The organism is Bradyrhizobium manausense, assembly GCF_018131105.1.
Classification (GTDB): Bacteria; Pseudomonadota; Alphaproteobacteria; order Rhizobiales; family Xanthobacteraceae; genus Bradyrhizobium; species Bradyrhizobium manausense_B.
In genome coordinates, this window is sequence record NZ_JAFCJI010000001.1 from 328,256 (window position 1) to 344,858 (window position 16,603).

At 64.5% G+C, this 16,603-nt stretch carries 18 protein-coding genes and 1 riboswitch; of the genes, 8 read left to right on the forward strand and 10 right to left on the reverse strand.

Annotated features, from left to right (window positions below; all coding sequences use genetic code 11):
* The first annotated feature begins 3 nt into the window (after positions 1–3).
* The 3 genes from JQ631_RS01590 (at position 4) to JQ631_RS01600 (ending at position 3,169) form a co-directional block, all read left to right on the forward strand.
* Positions 4–603 (forward strand): histidine phosphatase family protein, encoded by a 600-nt coding sequence (locus tag JQ631_RS01590; protein WP_212323392.1) that lies wholly within the window; start codon positions 4–6, stop codon positions 601–603.
* Positions 604–820: 217 nt separating this feature from the next.
* The gene (gene aroC, locus JQ631_RS01595) at positions 821–1,909 is read left to right on the forward strand and encodes a chorismate synthase (protein WP_212323393.1); all 1,089 of its coding nucleotides are present in this window, start codon (positions 821–823) and stop codon (positions 1,907–1,909) included.
* Between the two features lie 69 nt (positions 1,910–1,978).
* Complete coding sequence (locus JQ631_RS01600; RefSeq protein WP_212323394.1) at positions 1,979–3,169, forward strand: adenylate/guanylate cyclase domain-containing protein; 1,191 nt, start codon at positions 1,979–1,981, stop codon at positions 3,167–3,169.
* Positions 3,170–3,217: 48 nt separating this feature from the next.
* Here JQ631_RS01600 and JQ631_RS01605 read toward each other — a convergent pair whose 3' ends face one another.
* Genes JQ631_RS01605 through leuC form a run of 3 tightly spaced genes read right to left on the reverse strand, consistent with a single transcriptional unit; the run spans position 3,218 to position 6,598 of the window.
* A complete protein-coding gene (locus tag JQ631_RS01605) occupies positions 3,218–4,531 on the reverse strand; it encodes a 2-hydroxycarboxylate transporter family protein (protein WP_212323397.1) in 1,314 nt (437 codons plus the stop codon).
* A 43-nt stretch (positions 4,532–4,574) separates the two neighbouring features.
* Positions 4,575–5,177, reverse strand: a complete 603-nt coding sequence (leuD, locus tag JQ631_RS01610; protein WP_212323398.1) for a 3-isopropylmalate dehydratase small subunit — start codon at positions 5,175–5,177, stop codon at positions 4,575–4,577.
* Positions 5,174–6,598, reverse strand: a complete 1,425-nt coding sequence (leuC, locus tag JQ631_RS01615) for a 3-isopropylmalate dehydratase large subunit (RefSeq protein WP_212323400.1) — start codon at positions 6,596–6,598, stop codon at positions 5,174–5,176. Before leuC ends, leuD begins: the two co-directional genes overlap by 4 nt.
* A 115-nt stretch (positions 6,599–6,713) precedes the next feature.
* Between leuC and JQ631_RS01620 the strand changes: the two genes are divergently transcribed.
* Positions 6,714–7,673 carry a LysR family transcriptional regulator gene (locus tag JQ631_RS01620; RefSeq protein WP_212323402.1) on the forward strand — a complete coding sequence of 320 codons (960 nt, stop codon included), beginning with the start codon at positions 6,714–6,716 and terminating at the stop codon, positions 7,671–7,673.
* Positions 7,674–7,677: 4 nt separating this feature from the next.
* Here the strand turns inward: JQ631_RS01620 and clpS are convergent, their stop codons facing one another.
* The 3 genes from clpS to JQ631_RS01635 form a co-directional block, all read right to left on the reverse strand.
* The gene (gene clpS / locus JQ631_RS01625) at positions 7,678–7,983 is read right to left on the reverse strand and encodes an ATP-dependent Clp protease adapter ClpS (RefSeq protein WP_148752581.1); all 306 of its coding nucleotides are present in this window, start codon (positions 7,981–7,983) and stop codon (positions 7,678–7,680) included.
* A 135-nt stretch (positions 7,984–8,118) separates the two neighbouring features.
* Positions 8,119–8,502: a fluoride efflux transporter CrcB gene (gene crcB / locus JQ631_RS01630; RefSeq protein ID WP_212323403.1), complete on the reverse strand. Its 384-nt coding sequence runs from the start codon at positions 8,500–8,502 to the stop codon at positions 8,119–8,121.
* Positions 8,503–8,533: 31 nt separating this feature from the next.
* A complete protein-coding gene (locus JQ631_RS01635) occupies positions 8,534–9,736 on the reverse strand; it encodes an MFS transporter (RefSeq protein ID WP_212323404.1) in 1,203 nt (400 codons plus the stop codon).
* Positions 9,737–9,863: 127 nt separating this feature from the next.
* Positions 9,864–9,942, reverse strand: a riboswitch (Fluoride riboswitch).
* 209 nt (positions 9,943–10,151) lie between these two features.
* On the opposite strand from JQ631_RS01635, the gene JQ631_RS01640 reads away from it, so the two are divergent.
* Both JQ631_RS01640 and JQ631_RS01645 read left to right on the forward strand, forming a co-directional pair.
* On the forward strand, positions 10,152–11,030 hold the full coding sequence (locus JQ631_RS01640) for a DUF1194 domain-containing protein (RefSeq protein WP_212323405.1): 879 nt from the start codon (positions 10,152–10,154) through the stop codon (positions 11,028–11,030).
* 125 nt (positions 11,031–11,155) lie between these two features.
* Positions 11,156–11,791, forward strand: a complete 636-nt coding sequence (locus tag JQ631_RS01645; protein ID WP_212323406.1) for a hypothetical protein — start codon at positions 11,156–11,158, stop codon at positions 11,789–11,791.
* A gap of 318 nt (positions 11,792–12,109) precedes the next feature.
* On the opposite strand, the gene JQ631_RS01650 is transcribed toward JQ631_RS01645, so the two are convergent.
* On the reverse strand, positions 12,110–13,165 hold the full coding sequence (locus tag JQ631_RS01650) for a class I SAM-dependent methyltransferase (RefSeq protein ID WP_212323407.1): 1,056 nt from the start codon (positions 13,163–13,165) through the stop codon (positions 12,110–12,112).
* A gap of 44 nt (positions 13,166–13,209) precedes the next feature.
* Between JQ631_RS01650 and JQ631_RS01655 the strand changes: the two genes are divergently transcribed.
* Both JQ631_RS01655 and JQ631_RS01660 read left to right on the forward strand, forming a co-directional pair.
* Complete coding sequence (locus tag JQ631_RS01655) at positions 13,210–13,416, forward strand: hypothetical protein (RefSeq protein ID WP_212323409.1); 207 nt, start codon at positions 13,210–13,212, stop codon at positions 13,414–13,416.
* Positions 13,417–14,004, forward strand: a complete 588-nt coding sequence (locus JQ631_RS01660) for a hypothetical protein (RefSeq protein WP_212323411.1) — start codon at positions 13,417–13,419, stop codon at positions 14,002–14,004. It abuts the gene before it with no gap.
* An 8-nt stretch (positions 14,005–14,012) separates the two neighbouring features.
* Here the strand turns inward: JQ631_RS01660 and JQ631_RS01665 are convergent, their stop codons facing one another.
* The 3 genes from JQ631_RS01665 to JQ631_RS01675 are packed head-to-tail and all read right to left on the reverse strand — an operon-like array spanning position 14,013 to position 16,567.
* The gene (locus JQ631_RS01665) at positions 14,013–15,257 is read right to left on the reverse strand and encodes a class I SAM-dependent RNA methyltransferase (RefSeq protein ID WP_212323412.1); all 1,245 of its coding nucleotides are present in this window, start codon (positions 15,255–15,257) and stop codon (positions 14,013–14,015) included.
* The gene (locus JQ631_RS01670; RefSeq protein WP_212323413.1) at positions 15,250–15,984 is read right to left on the reverse strand and encodes a TlyA family RNA methyltransferase; all 735 of its coding nucleotides are present in this window, start codon (positions 15,982–15,984) and stop codon (positions 15,250–15,252) included. Before JQ631_RS01670 ends, JQ631_RS01665 begins: the two co-directional genes overlap by 8 nt.
* A 28-nt stretch (positions 15,985–16,012) precedes the next feature.
* A complete protein-coding gene (locus JQ631_RS01675; protein ID WP_212323415.1) occupies positions 16,013–16,567 on the reverse strand; it encodes a nucleoside 2-deoxyribosyltransferase in 555 nt (184 codons plus the stop codon).
* Positions 16,568–16,603: the final 36 nt, after the last annotated feature.

The window sequence follows — 16,603 nt, forward strand, 5'->3', positions numbered from 1 at the left end:
GAAATGCCCGCGCCCACGATCTACTATCTTCGCCACGGCGAGACCGAGTGGAATGCGCTCGGACGGCTCCAGGGCACCAAGGACATTCCGCTGAACGCGCGCGGTCGCGCCCAGGCCATTCAGGCCGGCGCAATCCTGGCCGATCTCTTGAGGCGTGACGGCCGTGACAAGGCGGCGCTGCCCTACGTGTCGAGCCCGCTCGGCCGTGCGCGCCAGACCATGGAACTGGCGCGCGGCAAGCTCGAATTGCCTGTTGCGGATTATGCACTGGACGATCGCCTGCGCGAGATCGGCTACGGCGTCTGGGAAGGGCTGACGCTGGCTGAGAGCGAGGCAAACGACCCCGACATCTATGCCAGGCGTCTCGCCGACAAATGGACGGTGGGGCCTGCGGGCGCGGAGACCTATGCCGATGTGCAGGTGCGCGTGCGCGCCTGGTACGACGAACTCCGGACCGACACCGTTGCGGTCGCCCATGGCGGTACCTGCCGGGCCCTGATGGTGTCGCTCGGCCTGGAGACGCCGGCCAGCGCCGCCGAGCTCTATATCGAGCAGGGCACCGTCTACGTGTTCCGAGACGGCCGGCTGGATAAGTACAGCTAAGCCAATGGGCCGCTCGACCCTCCGCCGTCATGCCCGGGCTCGTGGTTTAGTCCGAAGACGTGGCTGACACCTGTTCGGACACATCACTGACAGGTTGGCCATTGGTCAAGTCGATCGATCCGACCCGCCAGCTGGCGAAGAAGATACCGTGGGAGGCATTTGACCCTCATTTCAGGGCGCGTTACGACACGGGATAGAACTGACTTACAGGCTCACAATGTCCTTCAACACCTTCGGCCACATGTTCCGCGTCACCACCTTTGGCGAGAGCCATGGGGTGGCGATCGGCTGCGTGGTTGACGGCTGCCCGCCGATGATCCCGCTGGTCGAGGCCGACATCCAGCAGGACCTGGATCGCCGCCGGCCCGGCCAGTCGCGTTTCACGACCCAGCGCCAGGAGCCGGATCAGGTCAAAATCCTCTCCGGCGTGATGGCGCATCCCGAGACCGGTGTGCAGGTGACGACGGGCACCCCGATCGGGCTTCTGATCGAGAACACCGACCAGCGTTCCAAGGACTATTCGGAGATCAAGGACAAGTTTCGCCCTGGACATGCCGACTTCACCTATGAGGCGAAATACGGCCTGCGCGACTATCGCGGCGGCGGCCGCTCCTCGGCGCGCGAGACCGCGATGCGCGTCGCCGCCGGTGCGATCGCGCGAAAGGTGCTGCCCGACGTCAAGGTGCGCGGCGCGCTGGTGCAGATCGGTCCGCACAAGATCGACCGCGCGAAATGGGACTGGGACGAGATCGCCAAAAATCCGTTCTTCTGTCCAGACAAGGACAAGGCCGCGTTCTTCGAGACCTATCTCGATGGCATCCGCAAGAGCGGCTCCTCGATCGGCGCTGTCATTGAGGTGGTCGCCGAAGGCGTGCCGGCAGGACTAGGCGCGCCGATCTATGCAAAACTCGATTCCGATCTGGCGGGCGCCATGATGACCATCAACGCGGTGAAGGGCGTCGAGATCGGCGCCGGCTTTGGTGCCGCCGAGCTCACCGGCGAGGAGAACGCCGACGAGATGCGCACCGGCAATGATGGCACGCGCTTCCTGTCCAATCACGCCGGCGGCGTTCTGGGCGGCATCTCCACGGGACAGCCGATCGTGGTGCGCTTCGCGGTGAAACCGACCTCGTCGATCCTCCAGCCGCGCCTCACCGTCGATCGCAAGGGCGCTGATACCGAGATCTTCACCAAGGGCCGCCACGACCCCTGCGTCGGCATCCGCGCCGTCCCGGTCGGTGAAGCCATGATGGCCTGCGTGCTGGCCGACCATTTCCTGCGTGATCGCGGGCAGGTCGGGCGCTAGGTCTTCTTATCGCGGTACCAGCCCACCGCGCGGCTTGACGATTCCGCAACTTCGTCCGCAAATGCCGCCATGGACAGGTCCGGGCTCCAACGTGTCTTGAATTGGTTGATTGACGGGGCGAGGACCTCGGGGACCTCGGCCGACATGGTCGGCGCCGTCTGCGAGCAGCTGGTCGACGCCGGCCTGCCGCTGTCGCGTTTCGGCATCTTCATCCGCACGCTGCATCCGGAAATTTTCGGCCGCAACTTCATCTGGCGGCAAGGCCAGAAGGTCGAAATGGGCACCGTCGATTTCGAGATTCTGGAGTCGCCCGAATTCGCCAAGAGCCCGCTTCGTATCGTGTTCGAGCAGGGGATCGAGGTGCGGGGCCGCATGGACGATCCCGACAGCAGACGGTTCCCGTTCCTCGATGACATGCGCGCCGAAGGCGTCACCGACTACATCGCGGTGCCGATGCCGTTTCTCGACGGCTCGATCCATGCGACGAGCTGGATCACGCAGCAACCCGGCGGCTTCAGCGACGACGACATCGCGGTGATCCGGATGATCATGGCGCCGCTTGCGCGCGTCAGCGAGATCGTCAGCCTGCGCCGCACCGCCGAAATGCTGCTCGACACCTATGTCGGCAACCGCGCCGGTGCGCGCATCCTCGGCGGCCAGATCCGTCGCGGCCACAACGACACCATGCAAGCCGCGATCTGGCTCTCGGATCTGCGCGGTTTCACCGCGCTGTCAGACCGGCTGCCGGCGGAGACCGTGGTCGAGATCCTCAACCACTACTTCGACTGCCAGGTCACGGCGATCCGTGGCCATGGCGGCGAGGTGCTGAAGTTCATGGGCGATGGCCTGCTCGCGGTGTTCCCGATCGACGAATATATCGGCGATACCGAGCATGTCTGTACACGCGTGCTGGAAGCAGCACGCGAATCCCGCGCCAGTGTCGAGGCGCTGGCCTTTCCGGTCGGCGACGTCATCGAGCGCTTCCGCTTCGGCGTCGCGCTGCATGTCGGCAACATTCTCTACGGCAATATCGGCGGCGGCAACCGGCTCGACTTCACCTGCATCGGCCCCGCCGTCAATCTCGCGGCACGGCTGGAGAAGATCGCGGGCCGCCTGGGAAGGACGGTCGTGGTCTCGGAGGGCTTCGCCAAAGTTTGCCGGCACGACTGGCGCAATCTCGGCGATTTTCCGATCGCGGGGTTTTCGAAGGCTCAGCGTGTATACGGGCTGGCTGAGGAGACGCCGGTGGTGATGGCGTGACGCGGCGGCCGATGTCTCTCCGATCATCTGCCGCCGCGCCAACGCGTCTCAATACACGATCTTCATCGCGAGTGTCGCGATCACGATCATGATGGCGCCGCCGACGCGGGTTGCGATCTGGGCGAAGGCCATCAGGCCCATGCGGTCCGCAGCGCCGAGAATGGCGACGTCGCCGGTGCCGCCGAGCCCGGAATGACAGGCGGTGACGATCGCGGCCTCGACCGGATACATGTTGAGCCACTTGCCGACGAAGAAGCCCGAGGTCACCATCGCCAGCACCGTCGTGGTGCAGACCGCGACGTAGCCAGGATTGAATGACGCGACGAGTTGCTGCCACGATACCAGCAGAGCTCCCATCGCCACCAGGATCGCGAAGGTGAGGTTGGTCGACATGAATTTGTTGATCTGGTAGGCGCCGAGCTCCATCTCGGCCGGCAACAACTTCGTCAGCTTCAGCGCGACCGCCGCGATGATCATCAGGATCGGGCCGGGAATGCCGGTATAGGGCGCGAGCACCATGCCGAGCACGAACAGCACGCAGGACAGCACGATGCCGGCGCCCAGGAGACCGAGATCGATCGGGTGGTCGGAGCGCGCAGGGCCAAGAATGTCGTCATCACCGGTCTTCACCAGCATGCCCTGACCGCTGAGGTCGCGCCGCTTTTCGCCGAGACGGGCAAGGAGGCCGGCCGCGACGATGGCGACGACGTTGCCGAGCAGCGCCGCTGGCACCATCTGCGCCACCAGTTCGGCCTGCGACCGGTGCAGCATCTCCGCATAGGCGATCGACAGCGGCAGCACCCCCTCGGCGAGGCCTCCACCGATGATCGGGATGATCACGAAGACGAACGTTTCCTTTGGGTTGTGGCCGAACAGCAATCCGACCGTGATGCCGATGGCGATGGCGCTGAGCGTGCCGACCAGCAGCGGCACGAACATCCTGATGAAGCCCTGCACCAGCACGCGGTGCGGCATGCCGAGGATCGAGCCTGCGACGAGGCAGGCGATGAAGAAATACTGAAAGTTGGCGGTGCGGAACGTCGTCGTGATCGCCTTGACCGCCGTCTCCGGCATCAGGCCGTAGGCGACCATCGCTGATGGCACGAACAGGCACATGATCGCTGTGCCTCCGATCCGCTTCACGACAGGAATGGTCTGGCCGAGCTTGCCGAGCAGGAAGCCCAGCAGCATCAGCACCGAGAGACCGCCGATGACGTCATTCGGCAATCTCCCGGAATAGACCGCGACCGCGCAGACGAGCGCTGCGGGGACATAGACGGTGATCGGCAGCGGGCCGATCTTTGGCGCTGCGAGCGCCGATGATTGCGTCGTTTCCGCCAGCTTCATGGTGGTATCGGTCAAGAATGCCTCCCTCTTTCGATTTGTGTTGTTTGCTTACGCATCCTCAGAACCAGGGATTGTCTGCCCGGTGCCGCGCCTCGAAGGCACGGATGTCATCTGCAAATGCGAGCGTCGAGCTGATGGCGTCGCGTCCCGTGATGAATGCCTCCTTCCGCGCAGGCTCGATCGCGAAGGGGATGGTGCCGCCGCCGTCGATGCGGATGGTCTGCTGCGCGAGGTCGACGGTCAGGCGATTGCTCGCGGGGCTTGCCACGATGGCGGCGAGGGTGCCGACCGTGGCAGCATCGAGGCTGATCGTCAGCAGACCGTTGTTGGCGCAATTGTCGTTGAAGATTCCGGCGAAGGTGGTGCCGATCAGCGCGCGGATGCCGAGTTGCTGAAGCCCCCACACGGCATGCTCGCGGCTGGAGCCGCAGCCGAAGTTCGGGCCGACGACGAGGAAACAGGCGTCGCGATAGCCGCCTTGGTTCAGCACGAAGTCGGGATTGGGCTTGCCGTCGATGAAGCGGAGCAGGTTGAAGGCGCCGTCACCGAGCCCGCTGCGATCAACGCCCTTCAGGAACATCTTTGGCATGATCACGTCGGTGTCGATATTGGGCGTCGTCATCGGCGCGGCCGCGCCGGAGACACGATCAAACGGCGTCATGGCCAATCTCCTCCGATCAAGTCGCGCACATCGGTGATGCGGCCCGTGACCGCAGCAGCCGCGACCATCGCCGGGCTCATCAGATGCGTGCGCGCGCCAGGCCCTTGGCGGCCCTCGAAATTGCGGTTGGTCGAGGAGGCCGATCGTTGTCCGGGCGCGAGGATGTCGTCGTTCATCGCAAGGCACATCGAGCAGCCGGACTGCCGCCACTCCACGCCGGCGTCGATCAGGATCTGGGCGATCCCCTCCGCCTCGGCTTGCGCGCGGACCTGCGTCGAGCCGGGAACGACGATGGCGCGGACGCCCGTCGCGACGTGGCGTCCTCTGAAGACGTGAGCGGCATCACGAAGGTCTTCGATGCGCGAATTGGTGCATGAGCCGATGAAGGCGAAATCGATCGGCACCGACTGGATCGGCATTCCCGGCGTCAGGTCCATATAGGCAAGTGCGCGCATCGCCGCCGTCTTGCGATCGGCGTTGGCGCTGCTGTCGGGATCAGGGACGCGATCCGTCACCGCGATCGCCTGGTCCGGGCTCGTGCCCCAGGTCACCAGCGGTGCGACGTCGCCAGCGTCGATCGTCATCTCACGGTCGAAGCCAGCATCGGGATCGGAACGGAGCTGCAGCCAGGCTTTGGCGGCGCGGTCCCACATCTCGCCCTTCGGCACGCGCGGGCGCGCCCTGAGATAGTTGAGCACTTTCTGGTCGGGCGCGATGACGACACCGCGCGCGCCGGCCTCGACGACCATGATCGACATCACGATTCGTCCTTCGACACTCATCTCCCTGACGGCAGGGCCGGCGAACTCCACCGCATAACCGGTGGCGCCATCGGCGCCGATGCGCCGGATGATCTCCATCACGACGTCCTTCGGCGCGACGCCGAGTGGCGGGCGTCCGGTCACATTGATGCGCATCGTCTTCAGGCGGCGGTACCGCACCGTCGAGGTCGCGAGATAATGCTCGATGTCGGAGGTGCCGATACCGTAGCCCAGTGCACCGAAGGCGCCATAGGCGGTGGTATGGCTGTCGCCGGCGGCGATCACCATGCCCGGCATCACGAGTCCCTGCTCGGGCGCGACGACATGCTCGATGCCCTGGCGCGGATCGAGGATATCGAAATACTCGATGCCGAAGTCGCGCGCGTTGTCGGCGAAATAGTCGACCTGCCGCGCAGCTTCGGCGTCCGGCATCTCGCGCGTGCGATGCGCCGCCGTCGGATTGACATGGTCGACCACCATCAGCGCTGCTGACGGATTCCACACCTTGCGTCCGGCGGCGCGCAGGCCGGCAAAGGCCTGCGGGCTGGTATATTCGTTCAGCACGGTGCGATCGACATAGAGCAGCACCAGCCCGTCATCGTCGAGCTTGCGGACCACATGCGCGTCGATCAGCTTGTCGTAGAGCGTGCGCCCTGACATTCGATCTCTCCAAAGCGGAATCTGACTTTCTTCGAGGGTGCAGGCCGCCCCAGTGGAAATCCAATGTCACCTCATGATATGATTATGCAGAATTTGCATAAGCAGGACTGGGGCCATGGAGATCAACTGGCTGCACGATTTCATTGCGGTGGCGTCGACTCGCAGCTTTTCGCGCGCCGCCGAGCAGCGGAATTCGTCGCAGCCGGCGCTGAGCCGCCGGATCAAGGCGCTGGAAGTCTGGGCTGGCGCCGCGCTGTTCGAGCGCACGACACATATGGTGAGTCTCACGCCTGCGGGTGATGCGTTCCGCCTGACCGCCGAGGACATCATCCGCCGCCTGTCCGCAGGCCGCCTGGAGGCGCAGGAGCTCGCGCGCGGCGCGTCAGACGTGCTGAAATTCGCATCGACCAACGCGCTGTCGCTGACGTTTTTTCCGGATTGGTTGCGGCATGTCGAAGCGACGCTGTCGTTCGTGCCGAACGTTCAGCTCGTCGCCAACCATATGGAAGCGTGCGAGCGCATGCTTCTGGCGGGCGAGGTGCATTTCCTGCTCTGCCACCATCATCCCGCCGTGGTCAGCGCACTCACGACAGCTCAGTTCAAGTCCGTCCACGTCGGTGACGATTGCCTGATTCCGGCGTCCGTGCCGGCTTCGCGATCCGGCAAGGCCCCCCGCTTCAAGCTGCCAGGAACGGAAGCCGCGCCGGTGCAGGTCCTGAATTACCGTGGGGAGTCCGGAATGGGAAAGATTCTCGACGCGGTACGCTCGACCTCGCCGCTCGGAGCGCACCTGAAGCCGGCATTTACGTCACATCTGGCAAAACTTCTCGTCACCATGGTCCAGGCCGGCCGCGGCATGGCCTGGCTTCCGCAAAGCCTGATCGCGGATCAACTCGCATCAGGCGAACTGGTGAGGGCCGGCGGAGAGGGGTGGGAGATTCCGATCGAGATCCACGTGTTCCGTCCGAGATCGCGACTGACGCCGGCGGCCGAAGCGTTCTGGACCCACGTTCGAGAGCATCCGCCCGCGAGCAATGCGCGCAAGGCGGGGCGTTCGCGCCGCAGCCGCAGCTAGCGGCCTATTCCTCCGGCTCCGTCGTGAACAGCAGCGGATAGCCTTTGGTGCGGGCGGCGTCCGTCGCGCGAGTGGCCTTGGTCTCGGCCACGTCCTTGGTGAAGACGGCGACGACGCAGGCGCCCAGCTTGTGCGCAGTGATCATGACTTTGTAAGCCTGATCCTCGGTCATGCGGAATTCGGCCTTGAGGATCATCGTGACGAACTCACGCGGCGTGTAGTCGTCGTTGATCAGGATGACCTTGTGCAGCTTCGGCCGCTCGACCTTGGTCCTGGTCCGCGTCTTCGGTGTGGTGACGGTGTCGTTCATCGTGTCCTGATGCGCCCCGGCCCTGCGAGCTAACAGCAGGTTCATTATACCGCAGGACCGTGTGCGTCTCCAAGCTGGACGGGTCCCTCACGATCATGCTGTCGCGGATGGGCAGGGATGTCCGATCGTACGCCGTTACGGAAGCGTGCGAACGAATTGCATCGCGGCAATGAGGGCGCCCACGGACAGCACCACTGATGCGATCATGTAGATGGCCGAGGCCCATGATTGGCCGCGCTCGACCAGGTACCAGGCGTCCAGCGAGAACGTCGAGAATGTCGTGTATCCGCCGCAAATCCCGACGGTCAGGAAGATCCGTGCGGCTTGCGGCAGGTTCCATCGGGTCGCGAACAACGCGGCGAAAATGCCGATCAGAAACGATCCAGTCACGTTGATGATGAGGGTGCCCCAGGGAAAATCAGTGCCGAACAGCCGGGCCGAGCCGATCCCGACGAGATAGCGCATGACCGACCCGAGCGCGCCGCCGATCGCGACGGCCAGAATGAATTGAATGTTCAACGTCTCGTCCCCCGTTTCGCGCCGTGCATCGTCAGTTCTCCCTTGCCAGCCCGCCGCCGACCGTAAGCAGTCCCGTGAGCGCGACCAGCGCGAAGCCAAGACCGGCGAGGAACGTGCCCGCCGGACCATAGACATCCCACAGTGCGCCGGCGATCACGCTCGCCGCCAGCATCGCAAGACCGGTGAACAGATTGAAATAGCCGAACGCGGTGCCACGCAGGCTGGGTGGTGCAGTATCGGCGACGAGCGCCGAGAGCAAGCCTTGCGTCAATCCCATATGCAGGCCCCACAGCACGACGCCGAGGGCAAGGCCGGTCAGGCTCGGCAGCAGCGCCAGTGCAAGGTCGGCGCCGGCGAGAAAAACGAGGCCGAGCGCGAGCAGGGCAGTGCGGTTGATCCGGTCCGACAGCACGCCGGCCGGATAGGCCGAGAGCGCGTAGGCGATGTTCATCAGCACCAGTACCGCCGGCACCCACATCGCATTGAGGCCGATGTTCTGGGCGCGCAGGATCAGGAAGGCCTCGCTGAAACGGGCGAGCGTGAACACGACGCCGATCGCGACAATGCGCCAGTAGACGGCTCCAAGCTGCCGCATCGCGGCTGTGTTCAGCGGGTTCTTCGCCGGCTCCCGGCTCGCATCAGGTTCCGGTTCGTCGACCGCAAACGCGATCAGGCCAAACGACAAGAACGCCGGCACCACAGCCACCCAGAACACGGCGGCAAAATGATCCGCCGTCCACCACATCAGGCCGATCGCGACGAGCGGCCCGACGAAGGCGCCGACCGTGTCGAGCGATTGCCGCAGGCCGAAGCTGGCGCCGCGCAGACCGGCGGGCGCGATGTCGGCGATGAGCGCATCGCGCGGCGCACCGCGAATGCCCTTGCCGACGCGATCGATGAAACGCGCGGCCACCAGCCAGCCGACGCTGGGGGCGAGCGGGAACAGCGGCTTAGTCAGCGCGGCCAGCCCGTAGCCGAGGGCCGCGAGCAGCTTGCGGCGGCCGAGCCAGTCCGACAATGCGCCGGAGAAGATCTTCGTGATCGAGGCAGTCGCCTCCGCGATGCCCTCGATGAAGCCGATGGTGAGCGTGGAGGCGCCGAGCACGGTGACGAGATAGACTGGCAGCAGCGCGTGGATCATCTCGGAGGAGATGTCCATCAGCATCGAGACGAAGCCGAGCACCCAGATTCCCCTGGGCAGCCTGGTTCGTGCAGCTTTCGGTATGGTCGTCACGTCGTTGCCTTCACGTCATTGCTTTCACGTTCTGGACATCCCCTTGGCCTTCGCTTTCAGGCAACAAAAAACCCGCCACCGGCGGGTCTGTCCATGCTCCCGCCAAAGGCAGAGGCTCATTGCCTCACCTCAAGCAGGAGTCATCAGCCCACTACGGTCGCACGACCGACGGGCGGTTGTCGGGGGACTCCATCCCCATCTGTGATATCAGCCTAGCATGGAAATCGTAGGGGACAAGTGGGGCGGAACGCTCTGTCCCGTAGCGCGAATGCGTGACGGCGCAAGCGTGGCGACATGGCGGCGGTTTCGAGCTGGTTTGTGAAAAGCCTAACTTGAATGTGAAGCACAAGCGATCTTCGCGCTTTGCGGCAAGGCGTTTGCATGTCACCATCGCGTCGTTCGACGGGAGACTGCGATGCGGTTGCTGTTCTCGATCGGGGCTGTGCTGGTGGCCGGTGTGTTTGCCGGAGGGGACGTCGCGGGGATCGCGGCACCAAGTCCCAAATTTGAACCGCCGAAATTCGAACCGTCAAGGCAGCAGCGGCAGGCGGCCGACGGTGATGCGCAGTCGGTCGACGTCGAGTTGATCCTCGCGGTCGACGTCTCCTATTCCATGGATATGGACGAGCTTGCGATCCAGCGCGAAGGCTATGCGCAGGCGATCCAGTCGAAGGAGTTTTTACAAGCGCTGAAGGTCGGCCCGAACGGCAGGATCGCGGTGACCTACTTCGAATGGGCCGCGTCGAGCGATCAGAAGATCATCATCCCCTGGCGCCTCATCGACGGACCGGAGACGGCAGACGCGGTCGCGGCCGAGATCATGAAGACGCCGATCCGTCGCGCCTCGCGTACCTCGATCTCGGGCGCGATCGGATTCGGGATGCCGCTGTTCGACGAGAATCCCTATCACGGGCTCCGCCGCGTCATCGACATTTCCGGCGACGGTCCGAACAACAATGGCGGGCCAGTGACCGTGGCGCGCGATGCTGCGCTCGAGAAGGGCATCATCATCAACGGCCTGCCGATCATGGTGAAGGAGCCGTCCTATTCAACCATGGATATCGACAATCTCGATTACTACTACGAGGATTGTGTCGTCGGCGGTCCCGGCTCCTTCGTGATCGCGATCAAGGATCGCGACAAGTTCAAGGAGGCGATTCGGACCAAATTGCTGATGGAGGTCGCCGGCCGCACGCCCGAGCGTCCGGTGATGCACGTCGCGGAGAAGGCGAAGGAGCCGCGCGTGAATTGCCTGATCGGCGAGAAGATCTGGTCGGACCGCTGGGGCCGCTAAGGCCCATCCGGATGAGATCGTTTGCCTCATCGCGTCAGGTGCATGAAGTTAATCACTCGTTAACCGCGGCATGGTCCTAATCGAATTGTTTCCAAATATTACTGACGCTGCTTCCGCGCAGAAACATGCCCATCGTCACGCAAAGCACCAGCCAGATCTCGCCCGCCAATGAGCGGATGTATCACCAGAGCGCTTTGCTCGGTGACTGGAAGGGCAATTGGGCGGGCAACAACCAGCCCGTTGGCTTCAAGGTCGTGAACATCCGCGGCGCCCGGGCGCAGGTCGAATACACCCATAACGGGCACACTGAGCGCGGCTTTGCCCAGATCAGCGGTTCGCTCATTACCTTCGGCTCGGTCACGGTCGGCACCAAGGACGGCAAGAACCTCGTGCTGTTGTTCTCCGCGGGAGGTGCCGGCAAGCAGACCGCGTCGCTGGAGAAGCAGGCGCCGCCGGCGTCCGACAGCCGGCTGATGGGAAGCTGGGGTGGCTATTCCAGCGACAACGGCAAGAGCGCGAGCTTTCGCGTGCTCGCCGTCAACGGCAACGAAGCCCAGGTCAGCGTCACCACCGACGGCATCACCCGCCAGGGCACCGGCATCGTCTACAAGAACGTCATCATGTTCGGGCAGTCGCAGATCGCCACCGACGACGGGCAGAACGGCAAGATCATCTACCAGGTCGGCAACAAGTCCTTCATGGTCCCGGTGACGAAATACCCGCCGGCGGATTCGTCGTCATCGGTGGACCGGACAGCGTAGCTGACCTCGGCGACGTCCTGCCGGGTCGCGTCGGTGCCTCTACGGCGTCATTGCGAGCGCAGCGAAGCAATCCAGTGTCTTTCCGCAGCGACCGCCTGAGCCCTGCATCGTTGCGGGCGTACGCCGTTGACGACCTCCTTAGCGACTTGCAGCCCGCGCGACATGTGCAAAAAGTTCGATGCGCGTGCTAGCCTGTGCGATCGAGATCGCTTGCCATGCGCGATTTCGACGCAGTCGATGCCGACGGCAATCAGATCACATTCGGGATGGGAACGGACGCCGCAGCCTGACATGGTCGGCCGCGGCGTCCGGTGAAGATCAGATCCGGGCTTCCAGGATCAGGTTGAACGGCGTCTCGGCGGCACGGCGGAAGCGCGACAATCCGCCTTCGCTCGCGACCTTGCGCAGCCTTGCCTCGCCGGCTTGCGCGCCGAGCGCAAGGCCCACCTCCTGGTCGAGCGAAGCCGGGGTGCAGACCATGGTCGACGCCGCGTAGTAGACGCGCCCGACGGGATTGAGATTGTCCTCGAGCCGGTCGCCCGCGAACGGCTCGACCAGCATGCAGGTGCCGTCCTTCGCCATGGTCTGGCGCACGTGGCTGATGGCGCCGACGGGATCGCCCATGTCGTGCAGGCAATCGAAGAAGCAGACGAGATCGTAGCCTTCGGCCGGATAGGACTTGGCCGAGTGAACCGCGAAATTCACGCGATCACTGAGCCCGGCCTCGGCTGCTGCCTTGCGTGCCGCCTCGATCGAGCCCTCGTGATAGTCGAAGCCGTAGAAGCGCGAATTCGGGAAGGCCTCCGCCATTAGCCGCGTCGAGATGCCATGCCCGCAGCCGACATCGGCGACCTTTGCGCCGCGCTTCAGCTTGTCCACGACGCCGTTGAGCGCGGGCAGCCATTCCTGCACCAGATGATGCATGTAACCTGTGCGGAAGAAGCGCGCGGTGCCGCAGAACAGGCACTCGCTGCGCCGGTTCCAGCCAACGCCCTTGCCGGACTTGAATGCGTCCGTGATCTTCGGCTCGTCGAGAAACGCAGCGGCAATGACATTGCCGACCGCGCCCAGGAACACCGGGCTGTCCTGGTCGGCGAGCGCCATCGCCTGCTCGGGCAGCATCGAGAATTTCCCTGAACCGGCATCGTATTCGACGTAGCCGGATGCCGCCTGGCTCGCCAGCCATTCGCGAACGTAGCGCTCCGCCGTTCCTGTCGCCTTTGCGAGTTCGGCGGAGTTCATCGGTCCCTTGGCGAGAGCGCGGTAGAGGCCGAGCTTGTCGCCCAACAGGACGAGCGATGCGTTCATCGCTGCCCCGACCTCGGTGATCATCTTGCCCATAAAGGCATTCAACCTGTCGGAATTGACCTCCATGACGGCCTCCATGCAATGTCAGGCATTTTCTAGGGTCTGCGCAATTGCGCGTGATCGGACGACGCCAAGGCCTGTGCGGTCAAAGCCGCTGCCTGAGCTTGCGCGTCCTTTCAATGGGTCAATCCGGCACCGAGGAGGTTCAACGTCAACAAGCTGATCTGGAACCCGGCGGCGTGATCGGCGGCATTGCGTCGCTGGCCTTCGCACGATGCCGGGCGTATAAATTGCGCATCATTCCGACGGTTACCTGAATGCCCAGCCTTGCTCGTTCCTGCGGCCTTACTCTTCTTGCCGTGCTCTGCTTCAGCGGAGCGCCGGCTCATGCGCAAGTCGCACCCCTGCAATATTGGATACCGGGCGGTGGTTTTGGCTATGGGGGCAGCGCTGACAGCTACGGCAGCTCTCTTGGCTTCAAAACCGCCGATGCCAACGACGGCTACGAGTTTCGCCCCGGTTTCTTTGTCGGAAGCCGAAGCGGCAATCTTGGTCTGAGTGGCTTCACCCAGGCTGGACCCACCAGCAATTTCAGCGCGCTCTCCTATGACAGCACGCAGTTCGGCTACAACATGAAGACCGCTGGCGGCTCGCCCGTGACCTTCTTTGCCGGCTTCGACACGCTGAAATATGGCAACGGCATTGGCAGCTCGGTCGCGCCGCTGACCTCGGCCGCCGGGCCCGGCTACGGCGCATTTGGGGGTGTCGAATTCAAGCCGACCTCCAACCTCAGCCTGTCGTTCGGGGCCGGGTTCATCCAGCGAGACTCCGGCCGCATGGATAGCGATATCAGGTCGAACATGCTGCCCGGCGAGTCGCCGGCATTGGGCGGGCTCCGGCGCTAGCGCTCAAACTACCGCGTGAACTTCGCCACGATCTCGACATGCGGCGTGTGGCGGAACTGATCGACCGGAACGACACTCTCGATCCTGTAACCGCCATCGATCAGCAGCCGCGCGTCGCGGGCAAATGTCGCGACGTTGCAGGAGACCGCGATCACCACAGGCACCTTGCTGGCAGCCAGCTTCAGCACCTGCGCCTGCGCGCCCTGGCGCGGCGGATCGAACACCACGACGTCGAAATCGCGCAGCTCCGGCGGCACCAGCGGGCGGCGGAACAGGTCGCGCGGCTCGGCCTTGATCGGCTTCAGCCCCGGCGTGCGTGCCGCCTTTGCCAGCGCGGCGATCGCACCGGCGTCGTTGTCGTAAGCCGTGACGCGCGCCTTTTCGGCTAGCCTCAGGGCGAACGGGCCGACACCGCAGAAGAGGTCGAGAACTTCCTTGGCCTTGCCGATGCGCTCGATGACGAGAGACGCAAGCGTTTCTTCGCCCGCGACAGTCGCCTGCAAGAACGAGCCCGGAGGCAGTGTTACCTCGGCGCGACCCATCCTGACCGTCGGCGGCAGGTGTTGCAGCACCAGATCGCCATGTCGCGTCAGCCGCGCCAGGCGATGCTGTTCGGCAACGCGCGAGAGCGCCGTGACCAGCGGCGTCGGCAGCGGACCGGAGCCGCGCACGTCGACATCGAGACCATTGGCGGTCGCGGTGACCTGGATGTCGAGCGGCTTCGTCACCGGCATCTTCGACGTCAGCGGCTCGGCGAGCGCCCAGGCGGCATCGAGTGCGCCCTCGAGCGCGGGATCGAGGATCGGGCAGCGATGGATCGGAATGACGTCGTGCGAGCTCGCCGCCGAGAAGCCGACCTTCAGAACATTGTGCGTGCCAAAGCGTCCGTGCAGCGTGACGCGCCGGCGGCCCGCGCCATGGGCATCGACCAGCGGCACGACCTCGCAATCGATGCCGGCCTGCGCCAGCGTCTCGACGACGATATTGCGCTTCCAGGCATGGTATGGTGCGGCCGCCCAGTGCTGGATCGCGCAGCCGCCACAGATGCCGAAATGCGGACAGAACGGCTCGATGCGCTCGGGACTTGCAACGTCGACCGCCAGCAGCTTGCGGCGGTCGGGATGACCAGCGACATGGTCGACCTCGACGGTCTCGCCGCCGAGCGCGTAGGGCACATAGAGCGCATCGCCCGAATTGAGCGAGACGCCGTCGCCGCGATGGCCGACATGATCGATCTTGACGCGTTCAACCACGGCGCGCGCCCAGGAAGAATTCGATGTTGCCGTCGCCGCCCGCGATCGAGGAGGGAAATACCTCGATGTCGGTGCAGCCGAGCGATGCGGCGAAGGCGGCGATGTCGTCGCAGACTTGCCGTTGCACGGCGGCGTCGCGGATGATGCCTTTCTTGTTGTGCTTTCGATCGGCCTCGAATTGCGGCTTGATCAACGCGAGCAGGCTCATCGGCGCAGCCGCGAGCGACAAGGCCACGGGCAAAACGGTCTTGAGCGAGATGAAGCTGACGTCGATGACGACGACATCGGGGCGCGCCGGCAGCCGCTTGCCGTCATAGGCGCGAATGTCGGTCTCCTCCATCGACACGATCTTGGGATGATCGCGCAGCGAGGCGTGCAACTGGCTGGTGCCGACGTCCACTGCGAACACCAGGCTCGCCCCGTTGGCCAGCAGCACCTCGGTAAAGCCCCCTGTGGAGGCGCCGACGTCGAGGCAGACATGGTCCTCGATGTCGATCGGGTAGCGCTCCAGTGCGCCCGCGAGTTTGACGCCGCCGCGCGAGACGTAAGGGTGTGCCGGCTCGGCATTGATCACTGCGTCCTCGGCGATCGTCTCCGATGGCTTTGCGACCTGCTTGTCGTCAGCCGTGACGAGGCCGGCCTCGATCGCCGCCCGCGCCCGCGCACGGCTCTCGAACAGGCCGCGCTCGACCAGCAGAACATCCGCGCGCTTGCGGGCAGGGGACATCGGATCTCCGGGAGACGACTGAAGGGCTTTATGTGGCGATCAATCGCGCGGCTGCCATCCGGACGCAAGTCTCGAACGCAGCGAGATCGCGCCAGACGTCGACCGGCATCGTGGCCGGCGTCACCAGCGGGCAGCCGTGCAGCTCCAACGCGTGGATCATCATGAGGTTGTCGACGAGGCCGAAATCCTCGACCGTCAGCCCCTGCGCGTCGAGCAGCCGCCCGTCCTCGGAGGTCACGTGCATGAAGCGCCCAACGCGGTCGGCATAGCTGGCGGGATCGTTGGAATAAGCGAGGCAGAACTTGCGGCGCCCGGCCATGTAGCCGAGTTCGTAGACCGTGCCGGGATCGGCGCCGGCGCCGCGGAACGGGGTGAGGTTGGCGACGATGGCATCGGCCTCGTCCATCATCGCCTCGTTGCCGCAAAAAATTTGCCGCGAGGCGTCGGGCGTGGCGAGGTCGATGGCGTTGTCGAGGGGATAGAGGCCGGTGAGCCCGTGCGCAGCACAGATCGCCGCCTTGCGGCGGCCGATCTCGACAGCATCCGGCAGGAACACGTCGGGACCTGCCAGATAGATGTTCATGAAGTCGCGCTGCTTCGTGGAGGGGTCGAAGCTCGC